The following is a 25,820-nucleotide window of genomic DNA, read 5'->3' on the forward strand; positions in this document are numbered from 1 at the left end:
CGACGCGCGCCAGCCGGTCCCGCCTGTGGGCGGTGGCCGGGTTGAGCCGCGCCTTGGAGCGGGCGCGCCACCGGCGTGCGCCGGCGCGGGTCGGTGTCAGAGCTTCAGGCGCGCCGCGATGAGCTCGCGCCAGATGCCGTAACCCGTGGCGTTGAGGTGCAGTCGGTCGGCGCCGAACAGGTCGGGTCGCGGCCGCCCGGTCTCGTCCAGCATGGCGCTGTACACGTCGATGAAATCGAGCTGCGGGTGGCCTTCGGTGTAGGCCTTGACGAGCCGGTTGGTGGTCTGGATCGCGGGCAGCAGCGCCTCGCGCGCCGGGCTGGGCTTGATCGAGACGAAGGCGATGCGCGTGTTCGGCGCCGCCTGCAGCACCTGCTGCACGAAACGCTCGTAGCGCAGCAGCACCTCGGCCGGTGTGGCGCCTTCGTCCAGGTCGTTCTCGCCGGCGTAGAGCACCACCTGGCGCGCCTGGTAGGGCAGCACCAGCCGGTCGACGAAGGCCACGCAGTCGGCCAGGCGCGAGCCGCCGAAGCCGCGCTTGATCACCACCGGCTGCTGTTGAAAGGCCGCTTCCAGCTTGTCCCACAGGCGGATGGAGGAACTGCCGACGAACAGCACGCCACCGGGCGGGGGGCGGGCCAGCCGGTCCTGTTCGGCAAAGGCCTGCAGGCTGCTGCGCCAGCGCAGCTCGGCTGCCGTGACGTCGAACGGGGTGGGGTTGGGCGTGGCCCGTGGGGCCGGCACGGCACTGGCCGGCGGCGGCAGGTTCACCAGCCGCTCGACGGCGCTGGTGGTGGCGAAGCCGGCGGGCGTGGCGGCTGGCGAGGCGGGCGTGGCGCCTTGTGCCCAGGCCAGCGGGGCCAGCGCGGCGCCGAGCGCGCACACGGCCAGCCGACGAAACATCGCGGAGCGGTCGTTCATGTGTCGGGGGTGCCGAGCTTGAGCCGGCGCATCCAGCCCGCCAGGGCCTGCGCCTGCTCGCCGCCCTGCTCGTACAGGCGCAGCATCGCCGCGTGGGATTCGCGGCGGTGCTGGTTGAGCTTGACCTTGCAGCGAAGTTCCAGCACCCGCAGTTCCATGGCGTGGATGCCCTTCATCATGTTTTGCTGGAAGTCCTCGGGCAGGCCGCGCCACTGCTCGGCGTAGGCCGGGTCGTGGTCGTGGATGAGGTGCTTGAGCAGGCGGTCTTTGTCCTCGAAGGACTCGATGAAACCCACCTGCACGCGCGCCTGCACCGTCAGGTAATTCCAGGTCGGCACGCGCTGAAGGTCGGGGTAGACGCGCGGCGTGAGGTACGCCTGCGGGCCATTGAACACCACCAGCGCCTGGGGTCGGGCGCGCAGGTGCTCGGCCTGCGGATTGGGCTTCGCCACATGACCGAGCAGGGTGAGGCCGCCGCCCTCTTCCACCACGTGCAGCGGCAGCGGCGTGACGAAGGGAAAGCCCTCGTCGTCGGTGGAGATGAGCTGCGCGAAGGGGTGCGCTCGCATCAGCTCGAGCGCGATCGCGGGGTCCTTGGCGGCGAATTGGGGCGGAAGGTACATGGGGTGGGTGGGCGGGGGGCGGGCCCAGGCCCGGTCCATCCGCGGATTGTTTCATATGCAATCGGCACCGCCGCCCGGTGTGTTGCCGCTGTCACGGGGGGAAACCATGATCGGCGCAAACACCCGCCGCTGCCGGAGCCCGCCATGCCGAACCCGTTCAAGTCCCTGTCGCTGACCCTGTTCGCCGGTGTGCTTCTGTGCCTGGCCTTCGCCGTCGCCGCCTGGCGCACGGGCCGGCTGGCCTGGTGGGGCGCCGAAGGCCTGGCCGTGGTGGCGCTGGTCGGCGCCTTGCGCTTGCGCCGCCGCTCCCGTCGCGTGGACCCGGAGCGCTGGGCCAGCTTCTGAGCGGAGGCCGCCGCCGAGAACCTGCGGGTGCAGACGGCCAGTTGGCGGCGGTGATCAGCGTGTTCAGGTGCCGCTGAACACGCCGCCGTAGCGCTTGCGCAGCTCATTCTTCTGCACCTTGCCCGTGCCACCCACGGGCAGCGCGTCGAGGAAAACCACGTCCTCCGGCACCCACCACTTGGCCACGCGCTCGGCCAGGAACGCCAGGATCTCGGGCTTCTCCAGCGCGGCGCCGGGCTTGCGCACCAGCAGCAGCAGGGGGCGTTCGTCCCACTTGGGGTGCTTGATGCCGATGACCGCGGCCTGCGCCACCGCCGGGTGGCCGGCGGCGGCGTTTTCCAGGTCGATGGAGCTGATCCACTCGCCGCCGCTCTTGATCACATCCTTGGTGCGGTCGCGGATGGTCATCACGCCGTCGGGCGCGATGGTGGCGATGTCGCCGGTGGGGAACCAGCCGTCCACCAGGGCCGTGCGATCGGCCTTGTGGTAGCGCTCCACGATCCACTGCCCGCGCACCATCAGCTCACCCTGGGAGGCGCCGTCGCGCGGCAGCGTCGCGCCCTGCTCGTCCACCACCTTGATCTCGATGCCCGAGACCACCTTGCCCTGGCGCGCCACGATGGCGTGGCGCTCCTCGGCTGGGCGCTCCCAGTCGGCGGCGCTCAGGTTGCTGAGCGTGGCGATGGCGGCCGTTTCCGTCATGCCCCAGCCGTGGCGCACTTCCACGCCATAGACATCGTTGAACTTCTCGATCAGCGCGCGCGGCATGGCCGAGCCGCCCACGCAGGTGCGTCGCATGGTGGAAAAGCGCAGGCCGCCCTGCTCCACGTGCTGCAGCAGGCCCATCCAGATGGTGGGCACGCCGGCGCTGATGGTCACCTTCTCGGCCTCCATCAGTTCGTACAGGCTGGCGCCGTCCAGGCGCGGGCCAGGCAGCACGATGCGCGCGCCCGCCACCATGGCAGCGTACGGAATGCACCAGGCGTTGATGTGGAACATGGGCACCACCGGCAGGACACTCTCGCGCGTGGACAGGCCCAGCACGTCGGGCAGGCAGGCCGTGGTGGCGTTGAGCACGATGGAGCGGTGCGAATACAGCACGCCCTTGGGGTTGCCGGTGGTGCCCGAGGTATAGCAAAGCACCGCGCCGGTCTTTTCATCGAACTCCGGCCAGTCGAAGGTGTCGGGCTGGCCGGCGATCAGGTCCTCGTAGGCCAGCGGCGTCGCCGCCGCCGGGCTCGGCGTGTCAGGCAAGCGCTCGCGCTCGCTCAGGCAGACCCAGGCCAGCACCCGCGGGCACTTCGCCGCGATGGCCTGCACCAGCGGCGCGAAGGTGCTGTCGAACAGCACCACGCGGTCCTCGGCGTGGTTGAGGATGTAGACCAGCTGCTCGGGGTGCAGGCGCGGATTGCAGGTGTGCATCACCATGCCGCTGCCCGAGACGGCGAAGTAGGCCTCCAGGTGGCGGTGGTTGTTCCAGGCGATGGAGGCGACCGCGTCCCCCGGCTGCAGGCCCAGCCCGCGCAAGGCGTTGGCGAGCTGGCGCGCGCGCCGCGCGGTCTGGGCGATGCCGAAGCGCACCGTGGGGCCGTGCGTCTCGCGCGACACCACCTCTTGGGTGGCGTGCTGGGCGGCGGCGTGTTCCAACAGGCCCGAGATCAGCAGCGGGCGGTCCATCATCAGGCCGGGTTTGAGCATGGGGGTCTTGTCTCCGTAGGCTGGCCCCGGGCGTGCGGTGCGCCCGGGTGGTGAGGGGTGGTGCCGCTCAGCTGTCCGCCGTGAACCCGATGGACTTGACGATCGGCCCCCAGATTTTGATGTCGCGTTGCAGCGCGGCGGCCAATTCCGAGGGCGTCGAAGGGCTGGACTCCATGCCCGCGCTGTGCAGGGTCTCGATCACCTCGGGCGCCTTGAGCGCCTCGTGCAGTGCCGCGTTGAGGCGGCGCACCGCCTCGTCGGGCGCCTTGGCGGGCAGGTAGAAGCCATACCACTCGTCGAAGACCAGGTCCTTGAAGCCCTGCTCCGCCAGCGTGGGCACCTGCGGCGAAAAGCGGCTGCGCCTGGCGCCCGAGCTGGCCAGCAGGCGCAGCTTGCTGTTGGGCGTCATGTGGCTGAGGAAGGTGCCCAGCGGCGAGCACAGCGCGGGCAGGCTGCCGCCGATGAGGTCCTGCAGCGCCGGCGTGGAGCCCCGGTAACCCACGTGCGTGACCTCCACGCCCGCCGCGCGACCCAGCGTCACGGCGGTGAAGTGCAGCGTGGAGCCGGTGGCCGGCGAGCCGATGTTGGCCTTGCCCGGGTTCGCCTTGAACCAGGCCATGAGGCCGGGGATGTCCTTCACGCTGTCCGGCACGCCAGGGCCCACGGCGATGCCGTAGTCGAAGCGGGCGCCCAGGCTCACCGGCGTCACGTCGGCCGCCGGGTCGTAGGGCAGCTTCTTGTAGGTGAAGGGGTAGACACCCAGCATGGACATGGGCGTGAGCAGCAGCTGGCTGCCGTCGGCCGGCGCGCCCTTGAGCGCGGTCACGCCGAGCTGACCGCCCGCGCCGGCGCGGTTTTCCACCACCACGGCCTTGGCATGGCCGGCCTGCACCAGCTTCTCGCCCACCTTGCGGGCCAGGGTGTCGGGCGTGGTGCCGGCGGGGAAGCCAACGAAGATGCGCACGGTGTCGGCGGCCTGCGCGCGGGCCAGGGGGGTGGCGCCCAGCAGCAGGCCGGCGCCGGCGGCACCGAGGAGGTGGCGGCGGTGAAGGGGCATGGGTTTGTCTCCGGTTGGATGGGCTTATTTTGTCAACCTAGGTTGACGTAATGGATTCTCAAACCGTCAACCGGACGCGTCAACCCGCCCTGGTCGCTTCGGCGCCAGGGCTTTCCCTAGTCGCCCGTCAATCGCTTTCAGGCGCGGCCCGTTCCGGCCAGGGCAAGGCCAGGATGCGGCGCAGCTCCTCCACGTTGTCCTGGCCGATGTGGCGGGCCAGTTCTTCTTCCATGCGCACGAAGGCGGCGGCCGCCTCCTCGGACATGCGCCAGCCCTTCTGCGAGAAGCGCAGCAGCTTGACGCGACCGTCCTCCTCGCTTGGCACGAACTCCACCAGCCCCAGACGCTCGGCCTCCAGCGCAAGCTTGTGCACCGCCTGGCGCGACACGCCCAGTCGCCGCGCCAGTTCCGACAGCCCCAGCGGGCGCCCGCCCAACTGCGCGAACAGGCGGTTCATGGCGGTGGTCAGCTGCGGGTAGCCCTCCAGGTGCGCCCCCTGCACCACGCGCGCTTCCATCCAGTCGGACCGGGCCATCAGCAGGTGGCGCAGCAACTGCTTGTGCGGGGTGGTGGGCGGGGTCTTGGGCATGGGGCTCCTCGGGGCTCGGCGGGTGAGCTTGGCAGAGCCGCTTCATTTGTCAATCAGAATTGACAAACAGAACGGCCTTCAGCCAAACGCCCGGGGAGATTGTCCACACCCCATGCCTCAGCCGCTTCCAAGCTCGCGGCGATCGGCCCGGCCTTGCGCCTGCGCGGGCCGGTGGGATGATGGCGACCCCCGGTCCCGCCCAACCGCGATGGCCAGCTTCGTTTACCACCCCGCCTTCCAGAGCCTGCTGCTGCCGGCCCTCCTGAGCCTGGCCTGCCTGGGCGCGTTGCGCGCGGGGTGGGGCCAGGCGCGCGGGCCCTGGGTCTCGCTGGGCGCAGCGCTGGGCCTGGTGCTGGCCCTGGCGGCCTGGCCCGGCCTGAACTGGCCGGCCACCACCCAGGCGCACAAGCTCCCCTGGGTGGTGCTGGCGAGCTTGCTGGCCATGGTGCCGGCCCTGGCCAGCGCGCGCGCCGCCGCCCGCCACCATCCGCTGCGGCCCTGGCTGCTGGCGGCGCTGGTGTGGGGGGCCGCCTCGGCCTGGCTGCTGGGAATGGGCGCGCCGCTGCGCCTGCTGCTGGCGGCCGGCGGCGGCGCGCTGGCGCTGGGCGTGTCGGCCTGGTCCACCGAAGCGCCGGGCGCTGAGCCCACGGCGGCGGCCGGCTCGGCCGGGGCCTTGGCGGTGCTGCTGCTGGGCCTGGTGGGCATGGCGGTCGTGGCGGGCTCGCTGTTGCTCGCGCAGCTGGCGCTGATGGCGGCCGTCGCCACCGCCGTGCTGGGCCTGTGGGCCTGGATCGGGCCACGCGCGGGGGTGCGCGTGGGCGCCGCCGCACTGATGCCCCTGGCCAGCTCCGCCCTGGTCCTGCTCTGCCTCAACCTGCTCAGCGGGCAGGTGCCGGCGGGCGTACCGGCCCTGCTGCTGCTCGCGCTCACGGCGCCCTGGTGGCTGGCCCGCCGGGCCGGGGCCGCGCGGCACTGGCGCTGGCGGCCGCTGGTGGTGGCGCTGCTGGCGGCCATTCCCGTGCTGGCCGCGCTGGGCTGGCAGACCATGTGGCCGGGCGATGCGGGCGCCGGCGCGGCCGGCGAGGACCCCTACTACACGCCGCGCTGGTGAACGGTGCCCGCGCCGCCATCGGGGCCGGCCCTGGGTAGGCGTTCGGCGATCCCGATGAGATGATGGCCGCATGCCGTCCAGCCCCCGGTCCGCGCGCCCCGCCCCAGCCCCCAACGATCCCGGCTCGGCCGCGCTGTCGGACGTGCCGGCCGACTGGCCAGCCCTGTGGGAGCAGGTGCTGGCGGCGCGCGAGGGCCGCGCGGTGCCGGCGTCCCGGCGCGCCACGCTGGCCTGGCGGGCGGACGGCGGCTGGTGCATCCGGGGCCCGGTGAGCGCCCGCGCCGCCGCCCTTTTCGATCTTTACAAACCCTTGCTCGACGCGCGCGCCGCCCGGGGCTCGCCCTGGGTGGTGGCCCAGATGGGCCAGAGCCTGGACGGCTTCGTGGCCACGGCGACGGGCGACTCCTACTACGTGAACGGGGCGCACAGCCTGGTGCACCTGCACCGCCTGCGCGCGCTCTGCGACGCGGTGCTGGTGGGCGCCGGCACCGTGGCCATCGACAACCCCCAGCTCACCACGCGCCGCGTGCCCGGTCCGAACCCGGTGCGCGTGCTGCTGGACCCCGAGGCCCGGCTCGACGGCACGTCGCGCGCGCTGCGCGATGGCCAGTCCCCCACGCTGTGGCTGTGCGACGCGCGCCACGCGGCCCGGGCGCACGAGCGCCTGGGCCGCGGCGCGCCCGGCGCCGAGGTGCTGCCCGTGGCCGGACTGAGCACGGGGTCCGACGAAGCGCGCGGCCACGACGCGCAGCGCCTGCTCGCCGCCCTGGCCGAACGCGGCCTGCGCGTGCTCTTCGTGGAAGGTGGCGGCGTCACGGTGTCGCGCTTCTTCGCGGCCGGCGCCCTGCAACGGCTGCACCTGTCGGTGGCGCCCGTGCTGGTGGGCGACGGCCGACGCGGCCTGCGCGTGCCCGCGCGCGAGGTGATGGCGGAATGCCCCCGCCCGCCCGCGCGCCTGGTGGTGCTGGGCGACGACATGCTCTGGGATCTGGACCTCGCCGCGCTGGGCTGAGCGCTACGCCGGCACCGCCAGCAGCTCCAGGTGCCCCACGCGCACGCGTCCCGTGGCCGCCAGCGCCAGGCGGCGCTGCCGCCACGCCGCCACCCGCGCCGCCTGCGAGGGGGCCTGCTCGGCGGCGGCTTGCGCCATGCCGTCGATCAGCGCGCGCTGCAGGGCCAGGCCGTCGCGCCCGATGCGCCAGTCGCTGCGTGCGAGCCGCACGCGGTAGCCCTTCTGGCGCAGGCACGCGGCCAGCCGCGGCACCGCCCGCGCGCCCAGCGCGGGGCCGAAGCCCTTGTCGCCTTGTTGGTGGGCGGCGAAGAGGCGCTGGATGGCGCCATCGTCCGCGTCCGCCGGACCCCAGTGGTGGTGGCCGTCCACGCTGAGCGACAGCAGCAGCGGCACGCGGGCCGCCGACGCCAGCGCGGCCAGTTGCTCCAGCCAGTCGGCCCCCACCAGATCGAGCAGGGCCGAAGCCGTGACCAGGTGGGCCGCGCGCCAGGGCAGCGTGGGCAGATCGCGCGCGAGGTCGGCACGCCGGCGCACGACCTCCACGCCGCCACCCCGCCATCGCAGCCGCTCGCCGGCGATCGTGTCGAAACCGGGCCACGACGCCCATTGCCGCAGCAGCGCGGCGTCGTGGTCGACCACCAGCCACTGCTGCGCCCCACCCAGGCGCGGCGCCAGCCAGCGCAGGTTGGCGCCCGTGCCGCAGCCGAGGTCGATCACGCGCCAGGGGCCGGTGGCGGGCCGGCGCGCGAGCAGGGGCGGCAGCAGCCGCGCGGCGGCCGTGTCGCGCGCGGCAGCGTCGAAGGGTTCGCGCAGCGCGAGCCAGCCGGCATCGAAACGCGCGCCGCGGGTTTTCACGGCGCCAGCCCCTGCACGCGGTCGAGCACGGACTCGAAGCGCGCGGCCTGCTGGTCCCAGGACGGCAAGGCCCGCGCGGCCTGTCGCGCGGCCTCGGCCCAGCGTTGGCGCAGGGCCCGATCGGCCATGGCCGTGGCCAGCGCGGCCCGCCAGGCGCCCGCGTCGCCGGGCGGCACCAGCAGGCCCGCCCCCGCCGGCACGGTGTGCGCGAGCGCGCCCGCGCGGCTGGCCACGATGGGCAGGCCGTGCGCCAGGGCCTCGTTGACGACCATGCCGAAGCCCTCGTGCAGCGAGGCCAGCACGAACAGGTCGGCGCTGGCGTAGCGCGCCTGCAGCGCCTCGGCGCTCAGCTCGCCGTGCCAGTGCACCCGCCCCGCCAGCGGGCCGCCCGCGGTGCGCGCGTGCAGCGCGGCGGCCAGCGCCGGGTCGCGCGCGGCGCTGCCCACGCAGTGCAGGGTCCAGTCGAGCGCCAGCAGGCCGGACAGCGCGTCCAGCAGCACGGCATGCGCCTTGCGCGGGGTGAGCGTGGCGACGCAGAGCAACTGCAGCCCGCCGCCTTGCGCGCCGGCATGGCCCGACTCGCCCGGGACGGCCACGGCATCGTTGCCCGGTTCCACCACCGTGATGCGGTCCGGCGGCACGCCCAGCTCGGCCACGTCCCGCGCGGTCTGCCCGCTCACCGCCACCACCCAGCGGGCGTGCCGCAGGGCCGCGCTTTCGCGCTCGCGCAGCGCCTGGGCGGCGGCCGCGTCCAGGCCGGTTTCCAGGTGCAGCGGGTGGTGCACCAGCGCCAGCCAGCGCAGCCGCCGCGCGTGCGGCGCCACCACCTCGCCCAGGGCGCCGAAGGCCAGGCCATCGGCCACCACGCACTCGCCATCGGGCAGAGCGGCGATGGCGCGGCGCGCTTCGGCCAGGCTGGCCTCGTCGGGCCGGGGCCAGGCGCCGTCGAGGCGCAGCCACTCGACCGATGCGCCGCGCGCGCGCAGCGACTCGACCAGCCGCCGGTCGTACCGGTAGCCACCGGTGAGCGTGCGCCAGTCGCCCGGGATCAGCAGCCGGCAGTGGCGCGCGGCGGGCATGCGCGGAGGCCCTCAGGCGGCGGGCAGCGCCGCCTCGTACGAGGCCCTGGCCACATGCGATTCGTTCAGCGTCACGCGCATCGCCGTCAGCCCGCCCGTGGCGCTGCCCGGCACCGCGTGCGGGCCCAGCGCGCCTGCGGCAATGCGCGCCGCCAGCCGCTCGAACAGGGCGTGCGCCAGGAACTCGGTGGTGGTGTTGCGGCCGGCGAACTCGGGCGCCTCGTCGAGGTTGCGGAAGTTCAGCCGCGCCAGCTCTTCGCGCAGCAGCTGCGTGGCCAGGCCGATGTCGACCACCAGGCCATCCGGGTCCAGCGCCGGGCGGCGCAGGGCCAGGTCCACCACGTAGGTGGCGCCATGCAAGGCCTGCGCGGGGCCAAAGACCGCGCCGCGGAAGCTGTGCGCGATCATGAAATGGTCTCGGACGGTGAGCGTGAACATGCGGTGGGGTCGGGGGTGGGGGTCAGTCGGGGTAGTCGATGCGCTGGCACAGGGTCTCGCTGTCGCCGCCGGCCAGGCGCGTCAGCACCTGGGGCAGCTCGTCGAAGCGCGCCCGGTGGGTGATGAGTCGGTCCAGCACCGGGTCGGTCAGCAGGGACAGCGCCAGCCCCAGCCGGCGCGCGTGGTTCCAGCGCGCGCGCTGCGCGGTGGCCACCTGCCCCACCTGGGAGCTGCGCAGCGTGAGCCGCTGCGCGTGAAACCCCTGGCCCAGCGGCAGCGGCACCGCGCGGGTGCCGTACCAGCTCAGCTCCAGCACCGTGGCCTCGAAGCCGGCCAGGCCCAGGGCGGTGGCCAGGCCGTCGGGCTGGCCGCTGGCGTGGATGACCAGATCGGCCTCGGGCCGAGCGGCCCCGGGCAGGGCGAAGCCGGCGCCGAGCGCGCGCGCCACCTCGGCGCGCGCGGGCGCGGTGTCCACCACCTGCACCTCGCAGCCTGGCAGGCGCGCCGCCAGCCAGGCCACCAGCAGGCCGAGGGTGCCGCCACCCACCACGCTGATGCGATCGCCCACGCGCGGCGCGGCGTCCCACAGGGCGTTGATGGCGGTCTCCAGGTTGGCCGCGAGCACCGCGCGCGCGGGCGGCACGCCCTCGGGCAGCGGCGCCACGGCGCTGGCGGGCACCTGGTAGAGCGTCTGGTGAGGGTGCAGGCAGAACACGGCGCGGCCCCGCAGGTGCGCCGGGCCGGCCTCGACCACGCCCACGCTCACGTAGCCGTACTTCACCGGCGCCGGAAACTCGCCGACCTGGAAAGGCGCGCGCATGCGCCGGGCCTCGCTGGCGGGCACCTCGCCGCGGAACACCAGGGTCTCGGTGCCCCGGCTCACGCCGCTGTGCAGGGCGCGCACGCGCACCTCGCCTTCGCTCAGGGCGGGCAGGGCCTGCGCGCGGATCTCGGCGCGCGAGGGCCCGGTGATCCAGCAGGCCTGGGCTGTGGCGGTGTGGACGGTGGTGGGGTTCAAGGGGTCGGGCGGACGGGTTCGGCCGGATCGAGCCAGGGGGCGGGGAAACAGGGCTTGCGCGCGCAGGCCAAGACGAGGAACCTCAGGGTTCGCCAGCCATCTTAGAGGCCCCCTCGCGCCAACGCCATGAACCCCGCCGCCGCGACCCTCGCCCCGCCGGCCCCGGACCCGGCCCTGCGGCAGCAGGCCGCCCGCGCCCTGGCCGGCGCGGGGCTGGCGTTGCTGCTGGCGGCCGGTGGCCTGGGCCTGTGGGGTGGCCTGGGCCTGGACTACCCGCTCAAGGCCCTGCTGGCCTACGCCCTGGGCGCCGCGCTGGTGTGGCGCGGCCTGGCCCTGGGCGGCCACCCGCACCGCCGCTTCGGTGCGGCCAACCGCGTCACGCTGGGCCGCCTGGCCGGCATGGCGCTGGTGGCCGCGCTGCTGGGCGAGGCCGTGCCCGCCGCCCCGCCCTCGGCCCAGCCGGTCGGTGGCTGGGCGCTGATCGCCCTGGCGACCACGGTCGCGCTGCTGGACGCGCTGGACGGCGCCCTCGCCCGCCGCCAGGGCCTGGCCAGCCCCTTCGGCGCGCGCTTCGACATGGAGACCGACGCGGCCTTCCTGCTGGCGCTCAGCGCCCTGGTCTGGCAGGCCGGCCAGGCGGGGCCCTGGGTGCTGGCCTCGGGCCTGATGCGCTACGCCTTCGTGGCCGCCGCCGCGTGCTGGCCTTGGCTGGGCGGACCGCTGCGGCCCAGCGTGCGCCGCCAGGCGGTGTGCGTGGCGCAGATCACCGCGCTCATCGTCTGCCTGGGGCCCAGCGTGCCGGCGCCACTGGCCTCGGCGCTGGCGGCGGCGGCCCTGCTGCTGCTCGCGGCCTCGTTCAGCACCGACATCGTCGACCTGGCGCGCCAGCGCGCCGCCGCCCCGGAGACCCGCGCATGAACCCCGCCCCCCTCGCCCCTCTGGTCCCCCGCCCGCGCCGCCGCCTGCTGGCCGCCGGCGCCGCCCTGGCCGCTGCGCTGCTGCTCCCGCCCACCGCCGCAATGGCCCAGGCCGCCCGCTACGAGCTCGACCCCGACCACATCACCATCGCCTTCCTGGTCGAGCACATCGGCTATGCCAAGGTGCTGGGCCTGTTCCGCTCCGCGCGCGGCAGCTACCGCTTCGACGAGGCCAGCGGGGCACTGACGGACGTGCGCATCGAGGTGGAGACCGCCAGCGTGTTCACCAACCAGCGCAAGCGCGACGAGCACCTCAAGGGCCCGGACTTCCTCAACAGCGGCGAATTCCCGCGCATGGTCTTCACCGCCAGTGGCGCCAGGCGCACCGGCGAGCGCCAGTTCGAGATCGCCGGCCAACTGGAGCTGTTGGGCAAGGCCCTGCCGCTCACCCTGCAGGCCACCTGGAACAAGAGCGCCGAGTCGCCCCTGGGCGGGCCGGGCCGCAAGCCCTACACCATGGGCGTGTCGGCGCGCGGCAGCTTCAAGCGCAGCGCCTACGGCATGAACTACGCGGTGGCCAACGGCTGGGTGGGCGACGAGGTGCCGCTGATCATCGAGTTCGAGGCGGTGCGCCAGTGAAGGCCCGGCCCGGTCGGCGGCGCGCGCCACCGGCCGGTCGGGCGTTCGCGCGCGCCGGGCGATCAGGCCAGGGCGGGCGCCGAGAGATAGGCCTCACCCTCGGCCAGCAGGCGGTTGAAGTGGGCCTGCACCGCGTCCAGCAGGGCCGCGTCGCGGCCGGCGTCCAGCCCGGCGAAGGCCTGGCCGTGGTACTCGCCCCGCCAGCACAGCACCCCGCGCAGCGAACCTTCCCGCGCATGGATCTCGCGGATCGTGCGGCACTCGCCGTCCTCCAGGGCATTGGGGTGGTGCAGCGCGTACCACACGGCCAGCGCCGCGCCGAAGGCCAGGCCCGACGCCGGCACGCCGTGGGCCAGGGCCATGGCCAGGCTGCCGAAGACCCGCTCGTCGCGCTGCAGCTTGCGCAGCGGGTCGCGGCCCACGCGCGCGCAGGGGTCCTTGAAGGCGTGGGCGCAGCGGCGGCGGAAGGTGTGCACGAATTCCGGCAGGTGCGGCCCCAGCGCGGGAAACGCGGCCCTGAGCGCGGGGGCGAGCTCCACGTCCAGCAGGTGGTCCATCAGGGCCTGCACCCGCACATCGCCCATGGCGTGGCCGATGGTGGGGTAGCCCAGCAGGGCCGCGTACCAGGCAATGATGGCGTGCGTGCCGTTCCACAGCCGGTTCTTGAGCGCCTGGACCTCGCCGATGTCGTCCACGGTGTCGATCTGGCGCAGGTGCTCCAGCAGCTCGCCCCCCCGCTGCGCGTACAGCGGCATGTCGGTTTCGCTGTTGAACAGAATCAGGTGCAGCGGCGCCAGGGCGCTGGCCGGGGCGCCGGCGTCGCGCAGGGTGCTGACGATGGGCGAGATCGCCTCGGCCTGGTCGTCGCCGATGCCATAGTCCGGCGCCGCCGTCTCCAGCGCGGCCTCGCGCACGGCGGCGACGTTCTTCTCGTACAGGTCGTGCTTGATGCGCAGCTGGCGCAGCAGCGCCTCCTCGGACAGCTTGGAGACGATGCGCGTGACCACCGTTTCGCAGAAGTGCGTGCGTTCCAGCGCCTGCTCGGCCTGGCGCGCCGGCAGCCGCTCGCGCAGGGCGCCGGCCACCTGCTCCTGCACGAAGCGCGCACCGCCCACCTTGTTCAGCACCACCAGCACCGTCAGCGAGCGGCCGTGCGCGGCGAAGCGCTCCGCCAGGCCCCGGGCGATCACCGGGGCCTGCGCCGCCATGGCCTGTTCGGGCAGGCACAGGGCCACGATCTCGCAGTCGCGGTACATGCCGGCGACGGCGGCGTCGTCGGCCGCGTCCACCAGGCGCATGCGCTGGATGGTCTGGTCAAAGGCCAGGCTGCCGTAGCGCACGCTGTACTTGCCGAAGGCGTTGACGGCGTCGCGCAGCAGCGCGTTGCCGGTGGAGGCGATGATCTCGCCCGGCCGGGTGTAGCCGTCCCAGTGCGAGAACACCTGCGCCAGGTAGCCGCCGCCCATGGCGCCGAAGCCGTGGATGCCGGCCTTGAGCTGGTTGACCGCCTGAGGGAAGGGCTCGGTGAGGGCCGGCATGGGCAGCCTGGGCGTGCAGGCCGCCAGCTCCTGCAGGAAGCCGCGCAGGCTGGCGTAGCGCGCGAAGGCCCGCTCGGCCACCTCCGGCCGCGGCGGCTTGATGTCCTCGACCAGGATGGCCAGGCCGCCGGCGTCGGCCGCGGAGCGCAGGCCGTTCTCGGAGTCCTCCAACATCAGGCAACGCTCGGGCGGGCTGTTCAGGGCCTCGGCGGCGCGCAGGAAGATCTCCGGGTGCGGCTTGCCCTGCTTCACCTCGTCGCCGCAGACGCAGAGGTCGAAGTACTTGAAGATGTTCGCGTTGATGAGGTATTCCTCGGCGATGGCGCGCCGGCTGGAGGTGGCCACCGCCATCTTCAGCCCCGACTTGCGCAGGCGCTCCAGCACCGGCAGCAGCCCGGGCTTGACCGGCACGCCGTGCGTGCGCACATGCTGCAGTTCCAGCTCGTCGGCGCGGCGGCGGATGTCGGCGTACGGAAACGCCGCTCCATAGTGCTGTTTGGCAAGTTCTTCAGCCTTGGTGGCGCTCAGGCCCAGCGAGCCCACGAGCACCTCCTCGGTGAAAGGCTTGCCGAACAGTTCTTCGGCGGCCTGCGACAGGGTGCGGAACCTCAGTCGCTCTGTGTCGAACATGGTCCCATCCATATCGAAAATGGCGGTATCGATCGTCTTGTTCTTGAATTGAAGCATCCAGGTCCTTTCTGCTGTCTGGGGGCGGGAAAAAAAACCGGCCATTGTGAAGCAAGCGGGAAGGCAGCCCCATGACGGTCGCCACCGCGGGCCGAGCCGCACTGGCGTTTGTGCTGCTCAATACCTTGCTGACCTTCGAGAACCGCTGGCCCGGCCTGGGCGTGCGTTTCATGCCGCGCCTGTCCTTCGAGCTCTGCCTGGGCCTGGCGCTGCTGGCGGCCTGGGTGGCCTGGCGCGGCGCCCCCACGGCGCGCGCGACCCAAGCGCTGGCGCTGGGCGCCATGGCCCTGGCGGCGGCGCGCTACGCCGACGTGACCGCGCCCGCCATGTTGGGCCGGCCGGTCAACCTCTACTGGGACGGCCGGTTCGCGCTCGATCTGGTGGAGCTGGCGGCGCGGTCCTGGCCGGCGTGGCAGCTGGCCGTCGCGGCGCTGGCCGTGGCGCTGGGCGCGGCCCTGCTGCTGGCGCTGGCGCGCTGGGCCATCGGCGCGCTGTCGCAGGCGCTGAGCGCCTGGCCGGCGCTGCGGCGCGGCAGCCTGCTGTCGGTCACCGCGCTGAGCCTGTGCTTCGCCGCCTATGCGCCCGGCCAGCGCGACACGCGCTGGTTCTTCTCGCTGCCGCTCGCGCCCACGCTGTGGAACCAGGCCACGCTGTTCGCCCAGGTGCTGGGGCCTGGGGGCGGCGAGGCCGCGCTGGGCACCGGTCCGGCCTTCGACACCGACCTGCAATCGCTGCAAGGCGTGGGCGGCCCGGCCGACGTGCTGCTGCTGTTCGCGGAGTCCTACGGCGCCGTCGCACTGGACGACGCGGCCCTGTCGCGCGCGCTGGCGCCGGCGCGCGAGCGACTGCAGGCCGCCATCGACGCCAGCGGGCGGCGCGTGCTGTCGGCCCGCGTGCGCGCGGCCACCTTCGGCGGCGCCTCGTGGCTGTCGCACGCCAGCCTGCTGTCGGGCCTGGCCATCACCGACCCGGCACGCCACAACCTGCTGATGACCAGCCAGCGGCCGACGCTGGTGAGCCACTTCGCGCGGCACGGCTACCGAACGGTGGGCTGGATGCCCGGCATCAAGCGCCCCTGGCCCGAGGGCGCCTTCTACGGCTTCGAGCGCTTCGCCGACGACGCCCACCTGGGCTACCGCGGCCCGGACATCGGCTACTGGCGCATCCCCGACCAGGTGGCCATGGCGCTGCTGCACGCACAGGAGCTGAGCGCGCCGCCGGCCACGCGCCGGCCGGTGTTCGCGGTGTTCCCCACGGTCAGCACGCACGCGCCGTTCCAGCCGCTGCCGGCGCTGCTGGACGATCCGCTGCGCGGCCCGCCCACGGGCCCCGCGGGCGTGTCGGCCGGCGCGGGCTATCCCGAGGGCCTGCGCTACCAGTTCCGGTGGCTGGCGCGCCACCTCGAGCGCACGGCCGGCCAGCGACTGGTGCTGATCGTCGTCGGCGACCACCAGCCGCCCGGTGGCGTGGCGGGGCGGGACGCCCCTTGGGACGTGCCGGTGCACCTCATCACCAGCGACGCCACGCTGGCCCGGCGGTTCCAGGCCCTGGGCTTCACGCCCGGCCTGCAGCCGCAGGGACCGGCGCTGGGCGCGATGCACGACCTGACGCGCTGGCTGCTGCTGGCCTTCGATGGCCGGGCCGAGCCCCACTGAATCCACCCAAACGGACAAGCCATGCCGCACCGATGCATGCCCCCTCTGGCCTTGCCGGCCCTGCCCTTGCTGCTGGCCGCCTGCGCCGCGCCGCCGCCCGCCAGCGACACCCTGGGCATCGCCTTCGTGCGGGTGCCGGCGGGCGAGTTCTCAATGGGCAGCGACGAGCCGGCGTCCAGGCTCGCGGCCAGCTACCCCGGCCTGGAGCCGTCCCGCTTCGAGGGCCTGTCCGACGAAGCGCCGGTGCACCGCGTGCGCATCACCCGGCCTTTCGAGATGGCCCGCCACGAAGTCACGGTGGGCCAGTTCCGCGCCTTCCTCCAGCGCTCGGGCCATGTGCCCGAATCCATCGCCGACGGCACCGGGGGGTATGGCTACAACCCCGCCTACGACCCCGCCACCACCCCCCGGCGCGACGCCTTCGAGGGCCGTTCGCCGCGCTACTCCTGGCAGAACCCCGGCTTCGCGCAAGGCGACGACCACCCCGTGGTCAACGTCACCTGGAACGACGCCACCGCCCTGGCCCGCTGGCTGACGCAACAGGAGGGCCGGACCTACCGCCTGCCCACCGAGGCCGAATGGGAATACGCCTGCCGCGCCGGCGGCACGGGCCGCTACCAGCACGGCGACGACCCGGCGGGCCTGGTCCGCGTGGGCAACACCTTCGACGCAGACGCCGCCGCGAACTGGCCCGCCTGGCGCGCGCGCGCCCTGCCCGGCCACGACGGCCACGCCTTCACCGCCCCCGTGGGCCGCTACGCCCCCAACGCCTTCGGCCTGTACGACCTGCACGGCAATGTGTGGGAATGGGTGTCGGACTGGTACGGCGAGGACTACTACGCGCGCTCCCCCACCGACGACCCCCAGGGCCCGGCCGATGGCAGCGTCAAGGTGCGGCGCGGTGGCTCCTGGCACACCTGGCCGCTGTACGCGCGCTGCGGGTTCCGCAACTGGAACACCGTGCAGACGCGGTACACGCTGGTGGGGATTCGCCTGGTGAGGGAGCCGAAGCGCTGAGCCGGGCCTCAGGCCCCCGCCGCCGCCTGCAGCGCCGCGTCGTACGCCGCCCGCTCGAACACGAACGGCCCGAAGCCGCCGTAGTCCCAGTGCCCGGCGGCCGAGCCCGCGCGCCGGTGCGGTTGCTCGAACCCCGACCAGATGACCCGGACGGGCCCCACGGTGACGGTGGCCAGCAGCGGCCAGCAGCCCGGTTCGCCACAGGCGCATTCGAGCAGGGCCCGCTTGTCGTCGGCGTCGGCCGCCCCTTGCCGCAGCGCGGCCCATTGCCGCGCGGGCGGCACCGGCCACACGTAGGCCGCCGCCAGGCCCGGGTGCCCTTCGGCCTGGGCCATGGGCTGCTCGTACCGGCGCACGGCCTCGATCAGGCTTTCGCCGTCGATCAGCAGCTCCAGCGCCGCGTGGCGCGAGCCGTCGTCGAGCGTGACCGTGGTTTGGCGGGTGGTGAGTTGGTTCATGCGGGGGTGCCGGGCCTGGCCAAACAGGGCCCGTAAGTTCTGGCCGAGGGCGGCCATCCTAGTCGAGACCCCGGTCCGCCACCCGTCGCCCCGGCCGCGGGCGACGGCCCCGCTACCGCACCCGCCAGGCGTACACGTCACCCGAGCGGGCGTTCGCCGGCAGCCTGCGCAGCCAGTCGCGCATCGCCTCGGCCCCATCCCCTGCCGGCCGCAGCAGGCGCTGCCGTTCGCCCAGGGAGACCGCGTAGCGGTAGCCCCCCTCCCCGGCCAAGGCCTCCAGCCGATCGATGCAGCCCAGCGCCACCTCGCGCACCGCCGGCACGAACTCGAAGGACAGGGCCGGCAGCGGCTGGCTCAGGCCCAGCAGCACCTCCAGTTCGAAGCCTTCCACGTCGATCTTCACGAAGTCCGGCAGGCCGTAGCGCGCGATGAGCGCGTCCAGGGTGCCCACCTCGACCCGCGGCCCGGGCGTCCAGCGCACGCCCCGGAACGACGGCGCCGCGCCGGCCCGTGCGACGAAGTGAGGCGAGAGCGTGGCCACCGTGGGCGTGCGCGGGCTGGCCATCAGCCGCGCCTGGCCCGCCGCGCGACCCAGGGCCTGTTCGAGCACGGCCACCGATCCGTCGCCGGCGAAACGCCGGCGCAGCCGCCGCGCGAAATCCGGCTGCGGCTCCAGCGCCACCACGCGCGCGCCCAGCGAGCGGAACGCCGCCACGCGGTTGCCCAGGTGCGCGCCGACGTCGAAGGCCAGGCCGCCCGCCGGCACGAAGCGGCGGTAGAAGCGCCGCAGCTGCGCGCCACGCCAGGGAATGGCGCGGTAGATCAGCAGGGAGCGCAGCAGGCCGAGGGTGGCGGGCCAGTTCATGGGCGGGCGTCCACTCCGTCGCGCCGATAGGCCAGCACCTTGAGGCTGCGCTGCGCCGACACGTCCTGGAACGCCGCCGGGTTGGCCACGCGCTCCACGAAGGCCAGCCCCGGCGCATTCAACTCCACCGCCTCGCGCAGGAACGCCACGCCCAGCTCCGGCGCGTTCAGGCACAGCAGCGCTTGCCCGCCCGGAGCCAGCAGCGACGGCAGGCGCCGGGCCAGTCGGGCGTAGTCCTTGGTGGCGACGAAGCTGCCCTTCTGAAAACTGGGCGGGTCGCAGATGACGAGGTCGTATGGCCCGCCGCGCGTGAGCTTGCCCCAGGAGCTGAAGATGTCGTGGGCCAGGAACCGGGCGCCGGCCTGCAAGCCGTTCAGCCCGTGGTTGGCGCGGCCCGTGGCCAGCGCGCCGGCGGCCATGTCCACGTTGACCACCTCGCTGGCCCCGGCCTGCAGCGCGACCACCGAGAAGGCGCAGGTGTAGGCGAACAGGTTTAGCACGCGGTCGCCGCCTTGCACGCGCTCGCGCACCCAGCGCCGGCCCTCGGCCATGTCCAGGAACAGGCCGTGGTTCTGGCCGCGCAGCAGGTGCACGAGGTAGCGCGCGCCGGCCTCGGTGACCACGTGCGGCTCGGGCAGGGACCCGGCCATGAGGCGCGTGGTGGCGCCGTGGCCGCGGCACTGATACACCCAGCTCAGGGGGGCGTCGGTGAGTTCGCGCCAGCGCGCGGCCAGGGCCTCGCCCACGGCGGCCAGCGCGGCCTCGTCGAGCGCTTGGAAGGACGTGAGCAGCAGCGCGGGCGGGAAGGCGTCCAGCGCCAGGTGTTCGCAGCCGGGGTGGAGGCCGCCCCGGCCATGGAAGACGCGCTGGGCGTCGAGGGGAAGGGCCATCGTCGCGATGGCGTCGAGCAGGGCTTGCATGGGGCGGCATTCTGGGGCCGGCATCGGCCGGGGGGCGCCAGCGCGTGGTGCCGGCCGGGCCATCCAAGCCGCGGCCTGCTCCGTATAAAGGGCATGTCCGCCCCACAGCCCACGCCCGACCGCCGCTGGCAATGGAGCAATGTCCTGTGGACGCAGCTCGCCTGGTTCGCCGCCGTGCTCGGGGCGGCCCATGGCGTGCCCGCGTGGGGGACACTGCCCGCGCTGGCCGTGCTGCTGTGGCACCTGCGGCGGGCCCCGCGGCCGCGGTCCGAGGCCGTGCTCATGCTGCTGGCCGCCGGGCTGGGCACCTTCGCCGACACCCTGGTGCTGCACCAGGGCGTGCTGGCCTTCGCCAGCGGCCAGTGGAGCGCCGCCCTGCCGCCCCCTTGGATGAGCGCGCTCTGGGCCGTCTTCGCCACCTCGCTCAATGTGACCTTGCGTTGGCTGCATGGCCGCCCCCTGCTGGCCGCTGCGCTGGGCGCCGTGGCCGGGCCACTGGCCTTTCTGTCGGGCGCGCGCCTGGGGGCGGCCCAGTTGCTCGAGCCCGGGGTCGCCATGGCCCTGCTGTCGCTGCAGTGGGCGCTGGTGCTGCCCGTGCTGGCCCTGTGCGCGCGCCGGCTTGACGGGGTGGCGGCCCCCGCCCCGTCGGCCGGCACAACCCGCACGCCTTAGCGCGCCGGCTCCCTGGCTGGGGCTTCGTGGGCGGGCGGCTGCGGCGCCGCGTCGGGCCCCGACTCCGGCCAGCGCTGCGGCACGCGCCGCACCTTCTTGAGGTCATAGCCCAGCGCCTGCAGGCGGGCCATGGCCTGTTCATGGTCCTGCGGCGCGATCTGCGGCGTGCGCGCCATCAACCAGGCGTAGTCGCGATCGGACCGGGCGATCAGCGTGCGCTGCCCGTCCGGGGACAGCTCGGCGATGACGTATTCGGCCTGGAACGGCCACAGGAACTGCATGTCCCACACCGCGTTGCCGGTGCCGGGGCGCACCGTACCCACGGGGTGCATGGTGCTCACGGGTGCGTCAAAACCGCCGTGGCGGTAGCGAAACCGGGTGGCGATCCTGCCGTCCTCGCGCAAGGCGTAAGTTTCCACCGCGTTGAAGGCCGCGCGTTCGGGCCAGGTGGGCACGTGCGCGATGACGTACCAATCGCCCATGAAGCGGGCCAGATCGACCTGGCCCGCGGTCGGGATCGAGGGCATGCGCGCAGCGGGCGGGCCGCCGCGGCTGGCGCAGGCGGCCAGGGCGGCGGCCGCGCACGCGAGGGCGGCCCGCAGGCGCCAGCGCGGATGGGTGGGGTTCTTGTCCATGGTGGTGGGGATGGCGTTCGGCGGGCAGTTGTCGGATGTACGCAGCCAGCGGCCCCACGGATCACCGCGCCCCCCGGCAAATACTGTTCATGGATGTGAACAAGGCCTGGCCGGCCTTCGAGGGCACCCATAGCATGGACCGATTGCAAGCCATTGGATCAGCGACCACCATGCAACGGCCAGTTTTGAACGAAGTATTGACAACGCCCTATACCGACGAATTCGATGTGGTCGTGGCCGGCGGCGGGGCCTCCGGATTGATCGCCGCGGTATCGGCCAGCCGCCTGGGCGCGCGCACGCTGTTGCTTGAACACGCCAATTGCCTCGGCGGCACCGCGACCTACGGCATGGTGGCCCAGTGGATCGGCTTCTACAACCGCGATACCCGCGTGGTGGGCGGTATAGCCAAAGAACTGGCCGACCGGGTGGTGGCGCTCGGCGGCAGCGAGGGATTCAAGCAATACCTCATGGCGGAAGCCAGCGAGCATCCGATCCCCATCGTGCATTTCGCGTTCAACCCGGAAGTCGTGAAAATCGCCGCCGATGCCCTCGCGGCATCGACGCCGTTGCAGGTGCGTTTCCATACCCGGGTCGTCGCCCCGATCGTGGCGAATCGGCGCGTCACGGGCGTGGTAGTCGAAGACATTTCCGGGCGCAGCGCCATCCGCGCGCGCATGGTGATTGACGCCACCGGCGACGCCGCCGTCGCCTTCGGCGCGGGCGTGGCCATGGCGCCGTCCGAATGCTCCGATGCCGCGAATGTCCAGCCGTGCACGTTGATGTTTCGCCTGTCGAATGTCGATGTGGCCAGCTTTCGCGCCATTCCACGCGCACGCAAACGGGAATTGGCCCTGCAAGGCATTCGCGAAGGACGGATCTTCTGGGAAAGCCTGTCCTTTTGCAGCACCCCGGGCAACACGGACGCCATTTGCCTGATGAGCCGGGTCTCCGGGATCGATGCGACCCAGGCGGGCGATCTCAGCCGCGCCGAAGTCGAAGGGCGGCAGCAGATCGGCTCCATCCTGTCGTTTCTCAAAGAGCATGTGGCGGGTTTCCAGCAGGCGACGCTGGCCGCCATCGCCGGGCACGTCGGCGTGCGCGAAACGCGCCGGATGGCCGGCCGCTACACGCTCACTCAGGAGGACATCCTGTCGTTCAGGCACTTCCCGGATTCGATCGCGCTGGGCGCCGGGCCGATGGATATCCACGAAGCCGGCGGCACCGGGATATCGCTCCATGTGCCGGCCCGCCCCTTCGAAATTCCCATGCGTTGCCTCATGCCGGCGTCGATGTCCGGCCTGGTGGTCACGGGCAGGGCGATTTCCGCGACCCGGCAGGCCAACGGTGGCGCGCGGCATATGGCCACGGCCATGGCATTGGGCGAAGCGGCGGGCGTCATGGCCGCCCTGGAAGCGGCGAGCGGCGCCGACCCGAACGCGGACGCCGTGCGCGGCGTCATCCAGGCCCGCGGCGGCTTTGCCAGCGCCACGCACGCCACCGAGACATTCGCCAGCCAATGAATTTGCCTACCCCACAGGAGACCACCATGCTCAGCCGACGCGAATTGTTGATATCCGCCACCGCCCTCGCCGCCACCGGCGTTGGCCGGGCGCAAACCTATCCGTCCAGGCCCATCACGATGATCGTGCCCTTTTCGCCGGGCGGTGCGGCGGACATCACCGCCCGGGCGATTTCCACGGGGCTGGCCGAGGTGCTCGGTCAGCCGGTGGTCGTGGACAACAAGCCTGGCGCCAGCGGGATCATCGGCGCGGAAGCCGTGCTGGCGCGGCCCGCCGACGGGCATACCCTGTTGCTCGCGTCGAATTCCGTCACCACGGGCAAATGGCTGTACCCCCGCATTTCCTTTGACGTGCTGAAGGACTTTCGTGGCATCGGCATGGCCTTGAAAAGCCCCTACATGGCGGTTGTCGCCGACAGCTTCCGGGGCCATGGCATCCAGGACCTGGTGCGATGGGTCAACGAGCGGCCCGGCTCGATCAACTACGCCACCGCCGGCAGTGGCACCGGCCCGCACCTGTTCGGCGAGATCTTCCAGCGCCAGACGGGGACCTCCATGGTGGGCGTGCCCTACAAGGGATCGGCGCCCGCCCTTGCCGCCGTGCTGAGCGGCGAGGTGTCTGTCTACTTCGACATTCTGATGTCATCCAAGGGCTTGCTCGCCAGTGGCCGCCTGAAGTCGCTGGCGGTATCGCGCGCCGAACGCCTGGCGCAGTTTCCGGCCGTGGCGACATTCGCAGAACAAGGCATCGCGGGCCTGGAGCTCTACTCATGGTTCGGGGTGGTGGCCAAGGCCGGCACGCCCGGGCCGATCGTCCAGCGCTTGAATGAGGCGCTGAACCAGATCGTTCAGGACCGCCGGTTTTCGGCCCGCGCCGTGGAGCTGGGCGCGACCTCGGTGGGCGGTTCGGCCGAGGCGTTCCAAGCGGTCATCGAAAGGGACACGGCCCTGTGGGGCCAGGTCATCCGGGAAAAGAACATCCGGCTGGAATGACATGTCGCCAGGCCGTGACGGCGCCGGCGGGGCCCGGCGCAACGACAACATGGACCTCCCCGTGGCCGATCTGGTCGTCGTCGGCTCGGGCGCCGCGGGGCTCACGGCGGCCATCGTCGCCAAGCGCCGGGGAATGCGCGTGGTGGTGCTGGAAAAGGACGCCCTGGTCGGCGGCACCACGGCGGTTTCCGGCGGTGTGCTGTGGGTGCCGCTCACGGCCAGGGGGCGCCAGCAGAACCCGCAGGATTCGCCGGCGGCCGTGCGCGAGTACCTTCGCCACGAAATGGCCGATCGTTATGCGTCGGACGCGGTGGAGCTGTTCCTGGAGAAGGGGCCGGAAATGGTCGACTTCCTCGAGCGCGAGACCGATGTGAGGTTCTGTTCGACGCTGTACCCCGACTACCACCCCGAGGCGCCGGGAGGCAGCCTGCTCGGGCGCGCCCTCGTGGCCGCTCCGTTCGACACCCGGCGGCTGCGACACGAGCGCCGCCGCTTGCGTCCACCCTTGAAGACGATCACCTTCATGGGAATGATGTTCAACTCATCGAACGCCGACCTGAAGCACTTTTTCAAGGCCACCCGATCGCTCGCCTCGTTCTTGTATGTCGCCAGACGCCTGGTGTCGCATGGCGTCGATCTGCTGCGGTACGGCAGCGCGGTGCAGGTCACCGGTGGCAACGCCTTGGCTGGCGCCTTGTTCAAGGCGGCGGCCATCGACCTCGGGATCCCGGTGCTCACCCAGGCCGAGGTGACGGACCTGGTCCGGGACGGGCACGGCATCACAGGCGTGTCAGGAACGTTCCGAGGCAAACCCTTTCGACTGATGGCACCGCGCGGGGTGGTGCTGGCCTGCGGCGGGTTTTCGCACGACCAGGCGCTCACGGCCTCGCGGTTCCCGAAAGCGCTGGCCGCTCGAAAGCCCCTGTCCGCCACCCCACCGTCCGTCACGGGAGACGGTATCCGCCTGGCCTTGTCCGCCGGGGGATGCCTGGCAGCGCCTCTGCCGCAACCGGCCGCCTGGATGCCCCTGTCCATCGTGCCCTGGGGGCGCTCTGGACCCGCGGTCTTTCCCCATTTGCTCGATCGCTACAAGCCCGGGGTCATCGCGGTGCTGCGCAGCGGCCGGCGCTTCACCAACGAGGCCAACGCCTACCACGACGTGTGCACGGCGGCCCTGCGCGAGGCATCCGACGGCTCCGAGCCCGCGATGTGGCTCATCTGTGACAGCCGCGCGCTGGCGCGCTATGGCCTCGGTTTCGTCAAGCCGGCGCCGCTGCCGTTTCGCCAGCACCTGAGAAGTGGCTACCTGTGCATGGCCAACACCTTGTTGGAGCTGGGCGAGAGACTCGGCATTGACGGCGGTGAGCTGGGCAAGACCGTCGAGCATTTCAACCGAGAGGCGGCGGCCGGAAGGGACCCCCAGTTCGGGCGTGGTTCGACCGCCTTCAACCGCTTTCTGGGCGACCCGGATTGGAAGCCCAATCCCTGCGTCGCCCCCCTGGAACGCCCGCCCTTCTTTGGCCTGAAGGTGCTGGTGGGCGACCTGAGCACGTTTGACGGATTGCGGGCCGACCTGAAGGGCCGAGTGCTCGCGCGGGATGGCACCGCCGTGAACGGTCTGTATGTGGTCGGGGCAGACCGCGTGAACATGATGGGTGGCGCCTACCCTGGCCCAGGCATCAACCACGGCCCGCACATGACGATGGCATACCACCTGGCCAGCACCATCGGGCAGAATGGGTTTTCCGCCAGTTAGGGAGTTGCCGTGCCGCGCCATCCGCCGAGTTCCCCGACAGGCAGCGGTGCGGTGAAGTCGGCGCACAGGACCCTGGACCTGCTGGAGATCCTGGCCAATTCGGACCGCTCGCTGACCCACGCCGAACTGGCGTCGCGCGCGGCGATCCCCAAGAGCAGCCTGAGCCAACTGCTCAGGACACTGCAAAGCCGCGACTACGTTCAATCGCTCGGCCCCAATGGCCCCTACCGCCTGGGCGCCTCGGCGGTGAACCTGATCCGCCATGGGCTGCACATCCAACGCCTGGTGGCGCAGGCCCGGCCGCACATGGAGACGCTGGCGCTCGAGGCCCGGTACTCGTGTGGGCTGAACATCCTGCGCGGCGACATCGTCGAGCGGGTGCTGGGGGTCACGGCCGCCGATGCCCAGGGCTATGCCATGCACGAGGGGGTGCGCGCGCCGCTGTACGCCAGCTCGTCCGGCAAGCTGTTTCTGGCGCACATGGCCAGCGAGGACGTGGAGTCCTATCTGGCGCGGGTGCAACTGCGGCCCATCACCAGCCGGTCACTGCACTCCAGCAAGGAACTGCGGCGCCAGATCCGGCTGGCGCGCGAAGAAGGCGTTGCCTATTCCAAGGACGAGTTCACCAACGGCATCGTCGGCGTCTCGGTGCCGATCCTGAGTGCCCACTGGCGGATGACCGCCTCCTTGGGGCTGGCGGTGCCTTCCAGGGAATTCGACGCCCGCAAGGACGCCCTGCTGGTGATTCTGCGAAAGGCGGCCCACGGCATCTTCACCCAGGTATCGGCGGCCTGAGGCGGACC

At 72.7% G+C, this 25,820-nt stretch carries 26 protein-coding genes; 12 read left to right on the plus strand and 14 right to left on the minus strand.

What is annotated here, in order from left to right; all coding sequences use genetic code 11:
• Window positions 1-96: 96 nt before the first annotated feature.
• A complete protein-coding gene (locus DY262_RS02310; RefSeq protein ID WP_116957353.1) occupies window positions 97-921 on the minus strand; it encodes an SGNH/GDSL hydrolase family protein in 825 nt (274 codons plus the stop codon).
• Window positions 918-1,544, minus strand: a complete 627-nt coding sequence (locus tag DY262_RS02315; RefSeq protein ID WP_116957545.1) for an FMN-binding negative transcriptional regulator — start codon at window positions 1,542-1,544, stop codon at window positions 918-920. Before DY262_RS02315 ends, DY262_RS02310 begins: the two co-directional genes overlap by 4 nt.
• A 144-nt stretch (window positions 1,545-1,688) precedes the next feature.
• Here DY262_RS02315 and DY262_RS02320 point away from each other — a divergent pair, with 144 nt between their 5' ends.
• Complete coding sequence (locus DY262_RS02320; RefSeq protein WP_070398472.1) at window positions 1,689-1,889, plus strand: hypothetical protein; 201 nt, start codon at window positions 1,689-1,691, stop codon at window positions 1,887-1,889.
• 63 nt (window positions 1,890-1,952) lie between these two features.
• Here DY262_RS02320 and DY262_RS02325 read toward each other — a convergent pair whose 3' ends face one another.
• From DY262_RS02325 to DY262_RS02335, 3 genes are all read right to left on the minus strand, one after another.
• Window positions 1,953-3,587, minus strand: coding sequence for a long-chain-fatty-acid--CoA ligase (locus DY262_RS02325; protein ID WP_116957354.1), 1,635 nt, complete (start codon window positions 3,585-3,587; stop codon window positions 1,953-1,955).
• Between the two features lie 67 nt (window positions 3,588-3,654).
• Entirely contained in the window at window positions 3,655-4,644 is a 990-nt protein-coding gene (locus DY262_RS02330; RefSeq protein ID WP_116957355.1) for a Bug family tripartite tricarboxylate transporter substrate binding protein, read from the minus strand.
• 127 nt (window positions 4,645-4,771) lie between these two features.
• The gene (locus DY262_RS02335) at window positions 4,772-5,233 is read right to left on the minus strand and encodes a MarR family winged helix-turn-helix transcriptional regulator (protein WP_116957356.1); all 462 of its coding nucleotides are present in this window, start codon (window positions 5,231-5,233) and stop codon (window positions 4,772-4,774) included.
• A gap of 208 nt (window positions 5,234-5,441) precedes the next feature.
• Here DY262_RS02335 and DY262_RS02340 point away from each other — a divergent pair, with 208 nt between their 5' ends.
• Together DY262_RS02340 and DY262_RS02345 are read left to right on the plus strand one after the other, a co-directional pair.
• A complete protein-coding gene (locus tag DY262_RS02340) occupies window positions 5,442-6,344 on the plus strand; it encodes a hypothetical protein (RefSeq protein WP_116957357.1) in 903 nt (300 codons plus the stop codon).
• 70 nt (window positions 6,345-6,414) lie between these two features.
• Window positions 6,415-7,356, plus strand: coding sequence for a RibD family protein (locus tag DY262_RS02345; RefSeq protein ID WP_116957358.1), 942 nt, complete (start codon window positions 6,415-6,417; stop codon window positions 7,354-7,356).
• 3 nt (window positions 7,357-7,359) lie between these two features.
• Here the strand turns inward: DY262_RS02345 and DY262_RS02350 are convergent, their stop codons facing one another.
• The 4 genes from DY262_RS02350 to DY262_RS02365 are packed head-to-tail and all read right to left on the minus strand — an operon-like array spanning window position 7,360 to window position 10,746.
• Entirely contained in the window at window positions 7,360-8,211 is an 852-nt protein-coding gene (locus DY262_RS02350; RefSeq protein WP_116957359.1) for a class I SAM-dependent methyltransferase, read from the minus strand.
• On the minus strand, window positions 8,208-9,290 hold the full coding sequence (locus DY262_RS02355) for a glycosyltransferase family 4 protein (protein WP_116957360.1): 1,083 nt from the start codon (window positions 9,288-9,290) through the stop codon (window positions 8,208-8,210). The genes DY262_RS02350 and DY262_RS02355 overlap by 4 nt, the downstream gene beginning before the upstream one ends.
• A 12-nt stretch (window positions 9,291-9,302) precedes the next feature.
• Window positions 9,303-9,728: a 6-pyruvoyl trahydropterin synthase family protein gene (locus DY262_RS02360; protein ID WP_116957361.1), complete on the minus strand. Its 426-nt coding sequence runs from the start codon at window positions 9,726-9,728 to the stop codon at window positions 9,303-9,305.
• A 22-nt stretch (window positions 9,729-9,750) separates the two neighbouring features.
• The gene (locus DY262_RS02365; protein ID WP_245980767.1) at window positions 9,751-10,746 is read right to left on the minus strand and encodes a zinc-dependent alcohol dehydrogenase; all 996 of its coding nucleotides are present in this window, start codon (window positions 10,744-10,746) and stop codon (window positions 9,751-9,753) included.
• Window positions 10,747-10,872: 126 nt separating this feature from the next.
• Between DY262_RS02365 and DY262_RS02370 the strand changes: the two genes are divergently transcribed.
• Both DY262_RS02370 and DY262_RS02375 read left to right on the plus strand, forming a co-directional pair.
• A complete protein-coding gene (locus DY262_RS02370; protein WP_116957362.1) occupies window positions 10,873-11,664 on the plus strand; it encodes a CDP-alcohol phosphatidyltransferase family protein in 792 nt (263 codons plus the stop codon).
• The gene (locus DY262_RS02375; protein WP_116957363.1) at window positions 11,661-12,302 is read left to right on the plus strand and encodes a YceI family protein; all 642 of its coding nucleotides are present in this window, start codon (window positions 11,661-11,663) and stop codon (window positions 12,300-12,302) included. Before DY262_RS02370 ends, DY262_RS02375 begins: the two co-directional genes overlap by 4 nt.
• A 62-nt stretch (window positions 12,303-12,364) precedes the next feature.
• On the opposite strand, the gene mtlD is transcribed toward DY262_RS02375, so the two are convergent.
• A complete protein-coding gene (gene mtlD / locus DY262_RS22120) occupies window positions 12,365-14,572 on the minus strand; it encodes a bifunctional mannitol-1-phosphate dehydrogenase/phosphatase (RefSeq protein ID WP_322469225.1) in 2,208 nt (735 codons plus the stop codon).
• A 26-nt stretch (window positions 14,573-14,598) separates the two neighbouring features.
• Here mtlD and DY262_RS02385 point away from each other — a divergent pair, with 26 nt between their 5' ends.
• Both DY262_RS02385 and DY262_RS02390 read left to right on the plus strand, forming a co-directional pair.
• Window positions 14,599-16,182: an alkaline phosphatase family protein gene (locus DY262_RS02385; protein ID WP_116957365.1), complete on the plus strand. Its 1,584-nt coding sequence runs from the start codon at window positions 14,599-14,601 to the stop codon at window positions 16,180-16,182.
• Between the two features lie 21 nt (window positions 16,183-16,203).
• Window positions 16,204-17,199 (plus strand): formylglycine-generating enzyme family protein, encoded by a 996-nt coding sequence (locus tag DY262_RS02390; protein WP_116957366.1) that lies wholly within the window; start codon window positions 16,204-16,206, stop codon window positions 17,197-17,199.
• A gap of 8 nt (window positions 17,200-17,207) precedes the next feature.
• Here DY262_RS02390 and DY262_RS02395 read toward each other — a convergent pair whose 3' ends face one another.
• The 3 genes from DY262_RS02395 to DY262_RS02405 all read right to left on the minus strand — a co-directional run bounded on the left by DY262_RS02395 (window position 17,208) and on the right by DY262_RS02405 (window position 19,442).
• A complete protein-coding gene (locus DY262_RS02395; RefSeq protein WP_220377546.1) occupies window positions 17,208-17,657 on the minus strand; it encodes a hypothetical protein in 450 nt (149 codons plus the stop codon).
• 112 nt (window positions 17,658-17,769) lie between these two features.
• The gene (locus DY262_RS02400) at window positions 17,770-18,522 is read right to left on the minus strand and encodes an FkbM family methyltransferase (RefSeq protein ID WP_116957367.1); all 753 of its coding nucleotides are present in this window, start codon (window positions 18,520-18,522) and stop codon (window positions 17,770-17,772) included.
• The gene (locus DY262_RS02405; protein ID WP_116957368.1) at window positions 18,519-19,442 is read right to left on the minus strand and encodes a class I SAM-dependent methyltransferase; all 924 of its coding nucleotides are present in this window, start codon (window positions 19,440-19,442) and stop codon (window positions 18,519-18,521) included. The genes DY262_RS02400 and DY262_RS02405 overlap by 4 nt, the downstream gene beginning before the upstream one ends.
• Window positions 19,443-19,535: 93 nt before the next feature.
• Between DY262_RS02405 and DY262_RS02410 the strand changes: the two genes are divergently transcribed.
• Entirely contained in the window at window positions 19,536-20,114 is a 579-nt protein-coding gene (locus tag DY262_RS02410) for a DUF2878 domain-containing protein (RefSeq protein ID WP_181936384.1), read from the plus strand.
• On the opposite strand, the gene DY262_RS02415 is transcribed toward DY262_RS02410, so the two are convergent.
• On the minus strand, window positions 20,111-20,749 hold the full coding sequence (locus DY262_RS02415; RefSeq protein WP_116957370.1) for a lipocalin family protein: 639 nt from the start codon (window positions 20,747-20,749) through the stop codon (window positions 20,111-20,113). The genes DY262_RS02410 and DY262_RS02415 overlap by 4 nt on opposite strands.
• A gap of 89 nt (window positions 20,750-20,838) precedes the next feature.
• Between DY262_RS02415 and DY262_RS02420 the strand changes: the two genes are divergently transcribed.
• From DY262_RS02420 to DY262_RS02435, 4 genes are read left to right on the plus strand one after another with little or no spacing between them, the layout of a single operon-like run.
• Window positions 20,839-22,269: an FAD-dependent oxidoreductase gene (locus DY262_RS02420; RefSeq protein ID WP_181936385.1), complete on the plus strand. Its 1,431-nt coding sequence runs from the start codon at window positions 20,839-20,841 to the stop codon at window positions 22,267-22,269.
• Window positions 22,270-22,295: 26 nt separating this feature from the next.
• A complete protein-coding gene (locus DY262_RS02425) occupies window positions 22,296-23,261 on the plus strand; it encodes a Bug family tripartite tricarboxylate transporter substrate binding protein (RefSeq protein WP_181936386.1) in 966 nt (321 codons plus the stop codon).
• 49 nt (window positions 23,262-23,310) lie between these two features.
• Entirely contained in the window at window positions 23,311-25,017 is a 1,707-nt protein-coding gene (locus tag DY262_RS02430; protein WP_116957548.1) for an FAD-dependent oxidoreductase, read from the plus strand.
• Window positions 25,018-25,068: 51 nt separating this feature from the next.
• Window positions 25,069-25,812 (plus strand): IclR family transcriptional regulator, encoded by a 744-nt coding sequence (locus DY262_RS02435; RefSeq protein ID WP_181936387.1) that lies wholly within the window; start codon window positions 25,069-25,071, stop codon window positions 25,810-25,812.
• Window positions 25,813-25,820 lie beyond the last annotated feature (8 nt).

This window comes from Hydrogenophaga borbori, from assembly GCF_003417535.1.
Classification (GTDB): domain Bacteria; phylum Pseudomonadota; class Gammaproteobacteria; order Burkholderiales; family Burkholderiaceae_C; genus Hydrogenophaga; species Hydrogenophaga borbori.